Genomic DNA, 13,439 nt, shown 5'->3' with positions numbered 1-13,439 from the left:
GTAATTCATTTCTACAACCAAGCGAATGGCTTCCGCTTTTTCCTCGGCGTTAACAACCCGATATCCCATGATGCTTCCTTAGATCGACACTCCTACATCATGGTCCAAAAACATTGAGCCACAACAGGCTTGCCCGCGAAGAGGCCATCAGCCCCACCGAAGATCTCAGTTGTTAAACCGCATCCCTCGGCAACATCAACCCAAGCGGCAACCGCACCCGCGCTTCCAGCCCACCACCGGAGCGGTTGCGCAACTCGACATTCCCGCCATGCATCGAAGCGATCCGCTTCACGATCGCCAACCCCAACCCGGTCCCCTTCCCGCCCCGAGCCCGATCGCCACGGGTGAACGGGTTGAAAATCGCTTCCAGCTCCGACGGGTCGATCCCCGCGCCACGGTCCATGACGCTCAGTACCACATACGGCGCACTGGTATCCCCGGACACATAAGCCGCCACTTCCACCCCGGTGCCGGCGTGATGCAGAGCATTGCCAATCAGGTTGTTCAGCAGCCGCTTCATCGACACCCGACGCAGCGGGAACGGCTGGATCGGTTCCAGGCGCAAGTGAATTTTTTCTTCGTTCTGGTTGTACGGCGCGGCGACTTCACGAACCAATTCGCTCAGGTCCACTTCCTCCACCGACTCGTCACGTCCATCACGAATGAACGCCAGGAACTGGTCGAGAATCGCGTCCATGTCTTCGATGTCGCGGATCATGTCATCGGTCAGGTCACTGTGGGCCCCCATCAGCTCCAGGGATAGCCGCAAACGGGTCAGCGGCGTACGCAGGTCGTGGGACACCCCGGCCAGCATCAGTTCGCGCTCGCGTCCCGCTTGTTCGACATCTTCAGCCATCTGGTTGAAGGCGCGATAAACCTCGGTCATTTCACTCGGTGTATCGCTGATCGGCAGGCGCACGCTGCGGCCCTGACCGAGTTGCCTCGCGGCATACACCAGACGTTTGAGCGGTTGATTGAGCTGGCTGACGAAGATCCATGCCGAGGCGGTGGACAGCAGACCAATGGCGAGGAACCAGCCGAGCACGTTCCAGATTTTCTGGCCGCGCAACGGATGCGGGTACAACGGCACTTTTAGCCAGCCATCACCCAGACTGGGCGCCCGAACCCACAGCGCCGGCGGCGAATGCATGCGTAATCGCACTTCGGTGTCGGCACCCAGTTCGGCCTGCATTTGTCGCTGGTAAATCTCGCTGTAGGGCCAATGTTGTTCGCCTTCCGGCACACCGGCACCCACCACCCGGATCAGGGTCGCGGCATCGGCGATCTTCGTGCGGTTCTCTTCGTCGGCAGCCCAATAGGCACGTAGCGTCAGGGCGACGCCGTGGCTGTATTGGCGATCCACCAGCACATCTTCGTTCATCAGCAGATAAACCAGGGTCAGCGCCTTGGAAAACAGCACGACGATCAGCACCAGCCACAGGGTGCGGGAGAAGAAACTCTGGGGGAACCAAACAGGGGTTTTCATGGATAACCGCTACACACTTGCAGGAACGAGCGATGCTCGCACATTGCGGATCACGAGTCTGCGGACAATCGTCCGCCAGACCCGCTCCTACAAATCACCAATCACTTCGTGGCGGCGCCATCCGGAACGAACACATAACCCACGCCCCAGACAGTCTGGATGTAGCGTGGTTTGGACGGATCGGGTTCGATCATCCGGCGCAGACGGGAAATCTGTACGTCGATTGAGCGCTCCAAGGCATCCCATTCGCGGCCACGGGCCAGGTTCATCAGTTTGTCGCGGGTCAATGGCTGACGCGCGTTCATGACCAACGCCTTGAGCACCGCAAACTCACCGGTGGTGAGCATGTGCACTTCATCACCGCGCTTCAGCTCGCGGGTGGCCAGGGACAGTTCGTAGTCACCGAAGGTCACGCTTTCGTCTTCGCTGCCCGGTGCGCCTGGCACGGGTGCCGCCTGACGCCGCAGAACCGCTTTGACCCGAGCCATCAGCTCGTCCGGGTTGAACGGCTTGGCCAGATAATCGTCGGCGCCCAGTTCGAGGCCCTTGATGCGGCTAAGCTCATCGCCCTTGGCGGTGAGCATGATGATCGGAATCTGATTGTTCGCCGTGCGCAGGCGGCGGCAAGCGGTCAGGCCGTCTTCGCCGGGCAGCATCAGGTCGAGGACGACCAGGTTGAACACTTCACGCGCCAGCAGGCGATCCATTTGTTCGGTGTTCGGGACGGCGCGGGCACGGTAGCCCTTGCTGACGAAAAAGCGCTCCAGCAGGCTGCTCAGCCCAGGATCGTCGTCAACGATAAGAATTTTTTCGCCTTCAGCAATGTTTGCAGTGCTGCTCATTGGATGCTCCTTTGATCTCGGCGCGCATTATGGCGTAGCTGCCGTTATACGCACCGTGTGCATTGTTAGCAGATTTTTCCTTCACCGCCAGAAAACCGGGCATTGTGCCTACAGCCAGCGATGCCCCCGAATGGACAGAACGCTGGTTATAATGCGCGGCCTTTTGTGTCAGGCAACGTCTGATCGTTACTGCAAGCCGCCGCTTTTTTTTCTTGGCGCTGGCAGTAATTGTTCGATTTCACGGGTCAACGGGAAGCCTGTTGGCTCAGGTAGCGGCGCACGCCAGGCCGCTCAACCAGACTCGCCGAGCCTTTATCTCTGCGCCTGCGAGCCTGCTTTCACAATTTGTCAGGTGGTTTTATGGACAGCATCAACAGCCGCATCGCCGAGGAACTCGGTGTACGCCCACAACAGGTCGAAGCGGCCGTCGCGCTACTCGATGAAGGTTCTACCGTTCCCTTCATCGCCCGCTACCGGAAAGAAGTGACCGGCAGCCTCGATGACATCCAGTTGCGTCATCTGGAAGAGCGTCTGCGCTACCTGCGAGAACTCGACGAACGGCGGATCAGCATCCTTGCCAGCATTCAAGAGCAAGGCAAGCTGACCCCACAACTCGAACGCGACATTAAACTCGCCGACACCAAAACCCGCCTCGAAGACTTGTACCTGCCGTACAAGCAGAAGCGCCGCACCAAGGGCCAGATCGCCCTGGAAGCCGGCCTCGGCGAGTTGGCCGACGGCCTGTTCAACGACCCGACCCTGAGCCCTGAAGCCGAAGCCGCGCGCTTCATCGACGCCGAAAAAGGCGTGGCCGATGTGAAAGCCGCTCTTGAAGGCGCCAAGTACATCCTCATGGAGCGCTTCGCCGAAGACGCCGGCCTGCTGGACAAGTTGCGCAATTACCTCAAGCAGGAAGCCACCCTCAGTGCCCGCGTGATCGCCGGCAAGGAAGAGGAAGGCGCCAAGTTCCGCGACTACTTCGAACACGACGAACCGCTGAAAAGCATGCCATCGCACCGCGCGCTGGCGATTTTCCGTGGCCGCAACGAAGGCATTCTCAGCTCTGCGCTAAAAGTCGGCGATGAACTGCCGGGCACCATGCATCCTTGTGAAGGCATGATCGGCCAGCAATTCGGCATTCAAAACCAGAACCGCGCCGCCGACAAATGGCTGGGCGAAGTGGTGCGCTGGACCTGGAAGGTCAAGCTCTACACCCATCTGGAAACCGACCTGCTGGGCGAATTGCGCGACGGCGCGGAAACCGAAGCGATCAATGTGTTCGCGCACAACCTGCACGACTTGTTGCTGTCGGCCCCGGCCGGCCCGCGCGCCACCTTGGGCCTCGACCCGGGCCTGCGCACCGGTTGCAAGGTCGCCGTGGTCGATGCCACCGGCAAGCTGCTGGATCACGCCACGGTTTACCCGCACGTACCGCACAACAAGTGGGACCAGACCCTCGCTGTGCTCGCCGCCCTGTGCGCCAAGCATTCGGTGGACCTGATCGCCATCGGCAACGGCACCGCCAGCCGTGAAACCGACAAGCTTGCTGCCGAGCTGATCAAAAAATACCCAGCCATGAAGATGACCAAAGTCATGGTCTCCGAGGCCGGTGCATCGGTGTACTCGGCGTCGGAACTGGCCTCCAAGGAATTCCCGGACCTCGACGTATCGATCCGTGGCGCGGTGTCGATTGCCCGTCGCTTGCAGGATCCGCTGGCCGAGCTGGTGAAGATCGATCCGAAATCCATCGGCGTCGGCCAGTACCAGCACGACGTGTCGCAGCTGAAACTGGCGCGCGGCCTGGACGCGGTAGTCGAGGACTGCGTGAACGCCGTGGGCGTCGATGTCAACACCGCTTCCGTGGCGCTGCTGGCGCGCATCTCCGGCCTCAACGCGACCCTGGCGCAGAACATCGTCAGCCACCGCGACGAGCACGGTGCGTTCAAAACCCGTGCGGCGCTGAAGAAAGTCGCCCGCCTGGGTGAAAAAACCTTCGAACAGGCCGCCGGTTTCCTGCGGGTGATGAACGGCGATAATCCGCTGGATTCGTCCGCGGTGCACCCGGAAGCCTATCCGCTGGTGCAGCGCATTGCCGCTGAAACCGACCGCGACATTCGCTCGCTGATCGGCGACGCGAGCTTCCTCAAGCGTCTCGATCCGAAGAAGTACACCGACGAAACGTTCGGTCTGCCAACGGTCACCGATATCCTGCAAGAGCTGGAAAAACCCGGTCGCGACCCACGTCCCGAGTTCAAGACCGCCGAGTTCCAGGAAGGCGTCGAAGACCTCAAGGACTTGCAACTGGGGATGATCCTCGAAGGCGTAGTCACCAACGTGACCAATTTCGGCGCTTTCGTCGACATCGGCGTGCATCAGGACGGTTTGGTGCACATCTCCGCGCTGTCGGAGAAGTTCATCAAGGATCCGCGTGAAGCGGTGAAAGCCGGTGATGTGGTCAAGGTGAAGGTCATGGAAGTCGACATCCCGCGCAAACGCGTTGGCCTGTCGATGCGCATGAGCGATACCCCGGGCGAGAAGATCGACGGTGCCCGTGGCGCGCGTCCGGGTTCGGCACCACGCCAATCCCAGAACACCGCACCGCGCAAGGAAACCACGGCAGCGGCCCCGACCAACAACGCCATGGCCTCGCTGTTCGCCAACGCCAAGCAGTTGAAGAAACGCTGATGGAGATCCCGGCCGGCTTGACCGAAAGCGCTTTTTTCAAGCTGCTGGGATGTCGCTTGCACAGTCTGGAAACCGGGGTGGCGCAAGTCGCCCTGGCGCTTGAGCCAGAACTGCGCAATCGCGGCGGTAAACTGCACGGCGGCGCTTTGTTCAGTCTGGTGGACATTGCCATGGGGCTGGCGTGTTCCAGCACCCATGGCTTTGACCAGCAGAGCGCAACCATCGAGTGCAAGATCAACTACATCCGCGCCGTCGCCGACGGTGAGGTGATGTGCACGGCACGGGTGATCCATCCGGGCCGCCGCACGCTGGTGGTCGAGGCCGACGTGATGCAAGGCGACAAACTCGTCGCAAAAGCACAAGGCACGTTCGCTGTCCTGTAGATAGTCTTCCCCGATTTGAGTTAATTTCGGCGCTGGACTGCAGCGCCGAAATTTTCTGTAGGAGCTGGCTTGCCAGCGAAGACGGTTTTCATTCAACACTTTCGTCGACTGACCCACCGCTTTCGCGAGCAAGCTCGCTCCTACAGGGATTGCGACCATTGCGGCTCCAGAACCAGGCGAAAACGCCAGTTTTAACTTCACCCTTGTAGACCGTCTTGCCCACCCCCATATTGGGGCGACTGACGCGTGAAGGAATCCAACTTGAGCGAACTTCTCAACCGCCGCCTGGCTCTGCTCGGCGAGCGCGCAAACCTCTCTCTGCTCGAACAGTGTCTTCACGGCATCGAACGTGAATGCCTGCGCGTGACGGGCGAAGGGCGCCTGGCGCAAACGCCGCACCCCGAAGCATTGGGTTCCGCGCTGACCAACGAACAAATCACCACCGACTATTCCGAGTCGCTGCTGGAATTCATCACGCCAGCCCTGCCAGATCCGGCGGATACGCTGGCGAGCCTGGACAAGATTCACCGGTTTGCCTACAGCAAGCTCGGCAATGAATACCTGTGGAGTCCATCGATGCCGTGCCCGTTGCCGGCCGAGGAAGACATCCCGATCGCTTATTACGGCACCTCCAACATCGGTCAGCTCAAGTATGTCTACCGCAAGGGCCTGGCCCTGCGTTACGGCAAGACCATGCAATGCATCGCCGGGATCCACTACAACTTTTCCCTGCCGGAAAAGCTCTGGCCACTGCTCAAAGAGGCTGAAGGCTTTGACGGCACCGACCGCGACTATCAGTCGTCGGCCTACATCGCGCTGATCCGCAACTTCCGCCGTTACAGCTGGCTGCTGATGTACCTGTTTGGCGCCTCGCCGGCGCTGGACGCCGGTTTCCTGCGCGGTCGTTCGCATCAACTGGAACAGCTGGACCCGCACACCTTGTACCTGCCGTACGCCACCAGCCTGCGCATGAGCGATCTGGGTTACCAGAGCAACGCCCAGGCCGGTTTGACGCCGTGCTACAACGACTTGGCCAGCTACACCGACAGCCTGCGCAAAGCAGTCGCCACGCCGTATCCGCCGTACGTCGAAGTCGGTACGCATCAGGACGGTGAATGGGTTCAGCTCAACACCAACATCCTGCAGATCGAAAACGAGTACTACTCCAACATCCGCCCGAAACGCGTGACCTACACCGGTGAGCGGCCGATCCAGGCGCTGGTGGCCCGTGGCATTCAGTACGTCGAAGTGCGCTGCCTGGACATCAACCCGTTCCTGCCGATGGGCATCGACCTCACCGAGTCGCGGTTCCTTGATGCGTTCCTGTTGTACTGCGCACTGAACGACAGCCCGCTGCTGACCAGCAACAGCTGCGGTAACGCAACGTCGAACTTCCTCAGCGTGGTCAAGGAAGGTCGTCGTCCGGGCCTGCAATTGCAGCGCGACGGGCAAGCGGTGGACCTGAAGGAATGGGCCGGCGAGTTGCTGGAAAAGATTGCGCCATTGGCGGTGTTGCTGGATCAAAGCCATGGCGGCGATGCCCATGGCAAGGCACTGGACGCACAACTGGCCAAGGTCAAGGACGCGTCCCTGACGCCATCGGCTCAGGTGTTGGCGGCGATGGCCGAGCATAAGGAAGGCTTTGCCCGGTTCTCGTTGCGCCAAAGTCGGGTGCATGCAGAGTTTTTCCGCAGCGAGCCGTTGGCGGCTGAGGAACAGGCGAAGTTTGAAGAACTGGCGCGTTCGTCGTTGGCTCAGCAGGTGGAGCTGGAACAGAACGAAGTCGGCGATTTCGATGTGTTTGTCGGGGCGTATCAGGCGAGCATTCTGGCGATTAGCAACTAATCTCTGAAGGTCCTTCGGACCTTTTCGCGGGCAAGTCGGATCGCCGCACCGCTCGCTCTACAGGTTTCATGATCGTTCCCACGCTCCGCGTGGGAATGCAGCCGGCGACGCTCCGCGTCACCTGGACGCGGAGCGTCCCTTGAGGCGTTCCCACGCGGAGCGTGGGAACGATCGATAACGGTCTCCCTTAGAATTTTCCGCTCATAAGGTAATTCGAAAAAGTTATTTATTTTCGGATTCTTATATCATTTAGTCTCCTTTTCACGCCGACTCTCGGTCGCCTGACAAGGAGCTTCCCGATGAAACTGACTTCCCCTCTTCGCCTCCTGGCCGCCGCGTTTCTGACTTCGGTGAGTTTCCTGGCTCAGGCGGCTGATGTGACCGTCGCCTACCAGACCACCGTTGACCCGGCCAAAGTCGCCCAGGCCGACGGCACCTACGAAAAAGCCACCAAAGCCAACATCGACTGGCGCAAATTCGACAGCGGCGCCGACATCATCGCCGCCATCGCTTCCGGCGATGTGCAAATCGGCTACCTCGGCTCCAGCCCCCTGACGGCGGCAATCACCCGCAAAGTCCCGGTAGAAACCTTCCTCATCGCCACCCAGATCGGCGCCGCCGAAGCGCTGGTCGCTCGAGACGGTTCCGGGATCAAGACTGCGCAAGACCTGATCGGCAAGAAAATCGCCGTACCGTTCGTTTCCACCGGCCACTACAGCCTGCTGGCCGCGCTGAAACACTGGAACATCGACCCGTCGAAAGTCACCGTGCTCAACCTCGCGCCGCCGGCGATCATCGCGGCGTGGAAACGCGGTGATATCGACGCCACCTACGTCTGGGACCCGGCGCTCGGTGTGGCCAAGGAAAACGGCAAAGTACTAATCACGTCGGGCGAATTGGCCACGTTCGGCGCACCGACTTTCGATGCCTGGATCGTGCGTAAGGATTTCGCCCAGAAGCATCCGGAAATCGTCACCGCGTTCGCCAAAGTGACCCTCGATGCCTACGCCGACTACCGCAAAGACCCGAAAGCCTGGCTCGCCAACCAAAGCAATGTCGACAAACTGGTGAAACTCTCCGGCGCCAAGGCCAGCGACATTCCGTTACTGCTGCAAGGCAACGTCTTCCCGCTCGCGGCTGATCAGGTGATCACCCTCGGCGCGCCGACCACCAAGGCCATCACCGACACCGCGGTGTTCCTCAAGGAACAGGGCAAGGTCGAGGCCGTGCTGCCGGACTACGCGCCGTACGTCAGCGCCAAATACATCACCAACTGATCGGGAGTTAACCGCGATGGCTTTGCTACAGCTGGAGCGCATCTGCGCACAGTATCCCGGCGCAGCGGAACCTGTGCTGGCGGATATTTCCCTGAGCCTGGGCCCCCGGCAGTTGCTGGTCGCCCTCGGCCCGTCCGGCAGTGGCAAGACCTCGCTGTTGAACCTGATTGCCGGTTTCGTCGAGCCCAGCGCCGGGCGCATCACCCTTGACGGCGTGCCGGTCAAAGGTCCGAGCGCCGAGCGCGGCGTGGTGTTCCAGGACGACGCACTGCTGCCTTGGCAGGACGTGCTGGCCAACGTCGGCTTCGGCCTGGAACTGGCTGGCATTACGCGGGAAAAACGTGAACTGCGCGCCCGGGAAATGCTCGCGCTGGTGGACCTTTCCGGGTTCGAAAATCGCCGGATCTGGCAGCTCTCGGGCGGGCAGAAACAACGTGTCGGCCTCGCCCGCGCCCTCGCAGCAGACCCTCGGGTTTTGCTGATGGACGAACCCTTCGGTGCCCTCGACGCCTTCACCCGCGAACAGATGCAGGAGCTGTTGCTGCAGGTCTGGCAACGCACCGCCAAACCGGTGTTCCTGATTACCCACGACATTGAAGAAGCGGTGTTCCTCGCCACGGATCTGATTCTGCTGGCGCCCAACCCCGGGCAAGTCGTCGAGCGTCTGAGCCTGGACTTCGGTCAGCGTTACGCTGCCGGTGAATCGGCGCGGGCGATCAAATCCGACCCGCGTTTTATCGAAACCCGCGAACACGTGCTCGCCAAAGTGTTCTCCCAACGCAGTGCCGTCCAGCGGCGGGAGCGCGTATGAGCACTTATGAAATTCCTGCCGCTACGGTGAAATCGGGCTCGACGGTAATTCCGCCGCACCGCAGTTTGAACACGCGCTGGATCAGCGCACTGACGCTGGTCGCTCTCGTTGCCATTTGGTGGGCCGTTACGGCCACCGGTTTGATCGAACCGCTGTTCCTGCCACCACCCTCCGCCGTGCTGCAAAAAGCCTGGCTGCTGGTGACCACCGGCTACATGGATTCGACGCTGTGGCAGCACTTGGGCGCGAGTCTGAGCCGTATCGGTTTGGGACTCGGCTTCGCGGTGCTGACCGCCGTGCCGGTCGGCATCGCCATCGGCCACAACCGCATCGCTCGCGGCATTCTCGATCCGCTGATCGAGTTCTATCGTCCGATTCCACCGCTGGCTTATCTGCCGCTGATCGTGATCTGGTGCGGCATCGGTGAGCTGTCGAAAGTCTTGCTGATCTACCTGGCGATCTTCGCCCCTATCGCGATTGCGACCGCCACTGGCGTGCGCACCGTCGACCCGGCGAAATTGCGTGCCGCGCAGTCGCTGGGCGCGACCCGGGCGCAGTTGATTCGGCATGTGATTCTGCCCAGCGCCTTGCCGGATATTTTGACCGGCGTGCGGATTGGTTTGGGTGTGGGTTGGTCGACGCTGGTGGCCGCCGAGTTGATCGCCGCCACCAGTGGTTTGGGTTTCATGGTGCAGTCAGCCGCACAATTTCTGGTCACTGATGTGGTGGTGCTGGGGATTCTGGTGATCGCATTGATCGCCTTCGTCATGGAAATGGGCTTGCGTGCGCTACAACGCAAACTGGTGCCATGGCACGGCCAGGCTCACTGAATATTCATGTGGGAGCGGGCTTGCTCGCGAAGAGGCCGTGTCAGTCAACTTAGATGTTGAATGCTGGACCGCTTTCGCGAGCAAGCCCGCTCCCACAAACAACTCGACGCCCCGGATTGAAGAGAACCACCATGAGTAACCTGACAATCGTCCCTTTAAGCTCCGCCCTCGGCGCGCAAATCAGCGGCATCGATATCAGCCAGCCGCTGAACCTGGAACAACGCGACGCCATCGAGCAGGCGCTGCTCAAGCATCAAGTGCTGTTCTTTCGCGACCAGCCGATCGAGCCGCAACAGCAAGCGCGATTCGCCGCCTATTTCGGCGACCTGCACATTCACCCGATCTACCCGAACGTGCCGGAGCAGCCGGAAGTACTGATCCTCGACACCGCCGTCACCGACGTGCGAGACAACGCGATCTGGCACACCGACGTGACCTTCCTGCCGACCCCGGCGATGGGCGCAGTGCTCAGCGCCAAACTGCTGCCGGAATTTGGCGGCGATACGCTGTGGGCCAGTGGCATTGCGGCGTATGAAGCACTGTCCGCACCGATGAAAACCCTGCTCGAAGGGTTGACCGCTACTCACGATTTCACCCGCTCGTTCCCGCTGGAGCGCTATGGCAATACACCGGAGGCCTTGGCCCAGTGGGAAGAAGCCCGGCGCAAGAACCCACCACTATCGCACCCGGTGATTCGCACGCACCCGGTAAGCGGGCGACGGTCGTTGTTCGTCAATGAAGGGTTCACGTCGAAGATCAACGAGCTGTCGGAAACGGAAAGCGAGGTGATTCTGAAATTCCTGTTCGCCTACACCACACGGCCGGAGTTCACCATCCGCTGGCGCTGGCAGAAAGACGACATCGCATTCTGGGACAATCGCGTGACCCAGCACCACGCGGTCGATGATTACCGCCCGGCGCGGCGGGTGATGCAGCGGGCTACTGTGTTGGGGGATGTGCCTTTCTTCCGGTGAGCCGATCGTTCCCACGCTCCGCGTGGGAATGCCTCAACGGACGCTCTGCGTTCGGCTCTGGAGGGGACGCGGAGCGTCCCGGACTGCATTCCCACGCGGAGCGGGGGAACGATCAACGCCAGCACACCTGGCGTCGAACACTTACTCCGCCGTCGAAGGTTTCTCCCAAAGATTGACCCCACCCTCCTGGGCAAACCGGTCAATCTCCGCCAACTCTTCCACGCTAAAACTCAGGTTCTTCAACGCCCCGACGTTCTCGATAATCTGCTCCGGCCGGCTCGCACCAATCAGCGCAGAGGTCACCCGAGGATCGCGCAGGGTCCAGGCCAGCGCCAACTGCGCCAGACTCTGACCACGGCGCTTGGCGATTTCATTGAGCGCCCGCACATGGGCGATGTTGGATTCGGACAGGTGAGACGCCTGTAACGAACCACCGCCCGGACGATTGACCCGTGCATCCGCTGGCACGCCATTGAGGTACTTGTCGGTCAACAGCCCCTGAGCCAATGGCGTGAAGGCGATCACGCCGGTACCGAGTTCATCGGTGATGTCCAGCAGGTCCTTTTCCACCCAGCGATTGAGCAGGTTGTAAGCCGGTTGATGAATCAGTAACGGCACTTTCCACTCTTTCAGCAACCCGGCGATTTCACGGGTTTTCACCCCGGAATAGGACGAGATGCCGATGTACAGCGCCTTGCCTTGCTGCACGGCGGTGGCCAGTGCGCTGGCGGTTTCTTCAAGCGGCGTGTCCGGGTCGAAGCGGTGGGAATAGAAGATGTCTACGTAGTCGAGGCCCAGGCGCTGCAGGCTCTGGTCGAGGCTGGCCAGCACGTATTTGCGCGAACCACCGCCCTGACCATAAGGGCCGGCCCACATATCCCAACCGGCCTTGCTGGAGATGATCAACTCGTCGCGGTACTGCTTGAAGTCTTCCCGCAGCAAACGACCGAAGTTGATCTCGGCGCTGCCATACGGCGGACCATAGTTATTAGCCAGGTCGAAATGGTTGATGCCCAGATCGAATGCCGTGCGCAGCAACGAACGCTGGGTATCGATTGGCGTGCTGTCGCCGAAGTTGTGCCACAAGCCCAGGGACAGTGCCGGCAGCACCAACCCGCTGCGACCCACGCGGCGGTAAGGGATGGAATCGTAGCGGTTTTCGGCAGCGGTGTAGGTCATCGAATCCTCTCTTGTCTGTCTTGGTATCGACTGCTTTGCAAGTTGCCCAGCATACGCTTGGGAAAACGCCGATAAACCTCGGACTCGAGAAAATGCTGAAACGTTTCACAGATTATTAAATCTCACCCACCGCCATAGAGCCGATATCCATTCCCACGTTTACGCCGACAACTCACGCAACGCGGCAGCCGCTAAAAAGCCAGATCTTGAGCTGTATCGCTGATCTCGTCTGACCGTCTGGTCGATACGCTCAAGCAATTGCTCAGGAAGCGTGGCATTGAAGCGCACCGACTTGCCGAAGTAAGGCGCGATATCGAAGTCGACAACCCCCCACACACCGCCAGCGTAATCAGGGTTATCAAGATGAGCGTCAATCTCACGCACCTGCGGCAATGGGTCACCATCGGCGACCAAGCCTTCATAATGCAAAGCCAACGCTTCTTTCACGTTTTCAAATGCCTGCGCCACAGTAGCGCCCGCGGAGAAGCAACCCGGCACATCCGGGATAATCACTCCGTATTCTGAGTCGGCATCCTTGTGCAGAACGACCGGGAATTTCATTTCGATGAGTCCTTCCTGTGATGTGGCCCCTTCGAGGCTCTCATTTCCGATGTCGGGCCTCATTTCAGACCCGCCTGTTTCAATATGCTGTTGATCGTTCCTTTTGGAAGATCCGAATCAGGGTGCTTTATCGTCACCCTGCCTGACTTGCATGAATGCTTGTACTGATGGTGGCTACCTTTCACAGCCACCAGATACCAACCATCCTCCTCGATCATCCTGATCATTTCCCGACTTCGCATCACCTTCGTCCTTGTGGGCAGCATCTGCTGAGCACATTACGTGATGACCACACCCTTAATACACACGATACACACTCTGATAAATATTAGCCGAACTCGAGCAAGCCAGATTGCCCGCGGACCATCGGTAATGGACAAATCCTGCGGGTGAATGGTGGGTTGGTTTAACTATGCTCGATGTATGGGGTGAGCAGTAGGACGCCTTCGCGGGCAAGCCTGTTGTGGTCCAGTTTTTTTGGACCGCTCTGTAGGAGTATTAGGCCGCCCGCTCTTCAAAAAGGGCTGGCGGCAGGTTATTCGAGGCTGTGTGGCAACGGCGATGGT

The 13,439-nt window shown here is 60.1% G+C and carries 12 protein-coding genes; 7 read left to right on the top strand and 5 right to left on the bottom strand.

The window, feature by feature from the left end:
- Window positions 1-172: 172 nt before the first annotated feature.
- Window positions 173-1,486 (bottom strand): ATP-binding protein, encoded by a 1,314-nt coding sequence (locus tag MEB48_RS28760; RefSeq protein WP_237887087.1) that lies wholly within the window; start codon window positions 1,484-1,486, stop codon window positions 173-175.
- A 101-nt stretch (window positions 1,487-1,587) separates the two neighbouring features.
- Entirely contained in the window at window positions 1,588-2,328 is a 741-nt protein-coding gene (ompR, locus tag MEB48_RS28755) for an osmolarity response regulator transcription factor OmpR (RefSeq protein WP_007903084.1), read from the bottom strand.
- Between the two features lie 360 nt (window positions 2,329-2,688).
- On the opposite strand from ompR, the gene MEB48_RS28750 reads away from it, so the two are divergent.
- The 7 genes from MEB48_RS28750 to tauD all read left to right on the top strand — a co-directional run bounded on the left by MEB48_RS28750 (window position 2,689) and on the right by tauD (window position 11,133).
- Entirely contained in the window at window positions 2,689-5,013 is a 2,325-nt protein-coding gene (locus MEB48_RS28750; protein WP_237887086.1) for a Tex family protein, read from the top strand.
- Window positions 5,013-5,396 (top strand): PaaI family thioesterase, encoded by a 384-nt coding sequence (locus MEB48_RS28745; protein WP_008076564.1) that lies wholly within the window; start codon window positions 5,013-5,015, stop codon window positions 5,394-5,396. Before MEB48_RS28750 ends, MEB48_RS28745 begins: the two co-directional genes overlap by 1 nt.
- Window positions 5,397-5,657: 261 nt before the next feature.
- Window positions 5,658-7,241 carry a glutamate--cysteine ligase gene (gshA, locus tag MEB48_RS28740; RefSeq protein WP_237887085.1) on the top strand — a complete coding sequence of 528 codons (1,584 nt, stop codon included), beginning with the start codon at window positions 5,658-5,660 and terminating at the stop codon, window positions 7,239-7,241.
- A gap of 299 nt (window positions 7,242-7,540) precedes the next feature.
- Window positions 7,541-8,518, top strand: coding sequence for a taurine ABC transporter substrate-binding protein (tauA, locus tag MEB48_RS28735; protein WP_237887084.1), 978 nt, complete (start codon window positions 7,541-7,543; stop codon window positions 8,516-8,518).
- 16 nt (window positions 8,519-8,534) lie between these two features.
- Window positions 8,535-9,329, top strand: coding sequence for a taurine ABC transporter ATP-binding subunit (gene tauB / locus MEB48_RS28730; protein WP_237887083.1), 795 nt, complete (start codon window positions 8,535-8,537; stop codon window positions 9,327-9,329).
- Complete coding sequence (tauC, locus tag MEB48_RS28725) at window positions 9,326-10,159, top strand: taurine ABC transporter permease TauC (RefSeq protein WP_237887082.1); 834 nt, start codon at window positions 9,326-9,328, stop codon at window positions 10,157-10,159. Before tauB ends, tauC begins: the two co-directional genes overlap by 4 nt.
- Before the next feature lie 131 nt (window positions 10,160-10,290).
- Entirely contained in the window at window positions 10,291-11,133 is an 843-nt protein-coding gene (gene tauD, locus MEB48_RS28720) for a taurine dioxygenase (RefSeq protein WP_237887081.1), read from the top strand.
- A gap of 141 nt (window positions 11,134-11,274) precedes the next feature.
- On the opposite strand, the gene mgrA is transcribed toward tauD, so the two are convergent.
- From mgrA to MEB48_RS28705, 3 genes are all read right to left on the bottom strand, one after another.
- The gene (mgrA, locus tag MEB48_RS28715) at window positions 11,275-12,312 is read right to left on the bottom strand and encodes an L-glyceraldehyde 3-phosphate reductase (RefSeq protein WP_237887080.1); all 1,038 of its coding nucleotides are present in this window, start codon (window positions 12,310-12,312) and stop codon (window positions 11,275-11,277) included.
- A 159-nt stretch (window positions 12,313-12,471) separates the two neighbouring features.
- Window positions 12,472-12,936, bottom strand: coding sequence for a type II toxin-antitoxin system HicB family antitoxin (locus MEB48_RS28710; protein ID WP_442969129.1), 465 nt, complete (start codon window positions 12,934-12,936; stop codon window positions 12,472-12,474).
- The gene (locus tag MEB48_RS28705) at window positions 12,933-13,115 is read right to left on the bottom strand and encodes a type II toxin-antitoxin system HicA family toxin (RefSeq protein WP_008005171.1); all 183 of its coding nucleotides are present in this window, start codon (window positions 13,113-13,115) and stop codon (window positions 12,933-12,935) included. The genes MEB48_RS28710 and MEB48_RS28705 overlap by 4 nt, the downstream gene beginning before the upstream one ends.
- Window positions 13,116-13,439 lie beyond the last annotated feature (324 nt).

Origin of the sequence: Pseudomonas sp. PGPR40 (assembly GCF_022014505.1) — a bacterium.
Classification (GTDB): Bacteria; Pseudomonadota; Gammaproteobacteria; order Pseudomonadales; family Pseudomonadaceae; genus Aquipseudomonas.
The sequence above is the reverse complement of the archived record's forward strand: the minus strand, read 5'-3'. Positions and strand labels throughout refer to the sequence as shown.

Excerpts from the sequence above, each read along its gene's own strand:
- MEB48_RS28760 (WP_237887087.1), bottom strand. The coding sequence starts at position 1,486 with ATGAAAACCCCTGTTTGGTTCCCCCAGAGTTTCTTCTCCCGCACCCTG.
- ompR (WP_007903084.1), bottom strand. The coding sequence starts at position 2,328 with ATGAGCAGCACTGCAAACATTGCTGAAGGCGAAAAAATTCTTATCGTT.
- MEB48_RS28750 (WP_237887086.1), top strand. The coding sequence starts at position 2,689 with ATGGACAGCATCAACAGCCGCATCGCCGAGGAACTCGGTGTACGCCCA.
- MEB48_RS28745 (WP_008076564.1), top strand. The coding sequence starts at position 5,013 with ATGGAGATCCCGGCCGGCTTGACCGAAAGCGCTTTTTTCAAGCTGCTG.
- tauA (WP_237887084.1), top strand. The coding sequence starts at position 7,541 with ATGAAACTGACTTCCCCTCTTCGCCTCCTGGCCGCCGCGTTTCTGACT.
- tauB (WP_237887083.1), top strand. The coding sequence starts at position 8,535 with ATGGCTTTGCTACAGCTGGAGCGCATCTGCGCACAGTATCCCGGCGCA.
- tauC (WP_237887082.1), top strand. The coding sequence starts at position 9,326 with ATGAGCACTTATGAAATTCCTGCCGCTACGGTGAAATCGGGCTCGACG.
- tauD (WP_237887081.1), top strand. The coding sequence starts at position 10,291 with ATGAGTAACCTGACAATCGTCCCTTTAAGCTCCGCCCTCGGCGCGCAA.
- mgrA (WP_237887080.1), bottom strand. The coding sequence starts at position 12,312 with ATGACCTACACCGCTGCCGAAAACCGCTACGATTCCATCCCTTACCGC.
- MEB48_RS28710 (WP_442969129.1), bottom strand. The coding sequence starts at position 12,936 with ATGAGGCCCGACATCGGAAATGAGAGCCTCGAAGGGGCCACATCACAG.
- MEB48_RS28705 (WP_008005171.1), bottom strand. The coding sequence starts at position 13,115 with ATGCGAAGTCGGGAAATGATCAGGATGATCGAGGAGGATGGTTGGTAT.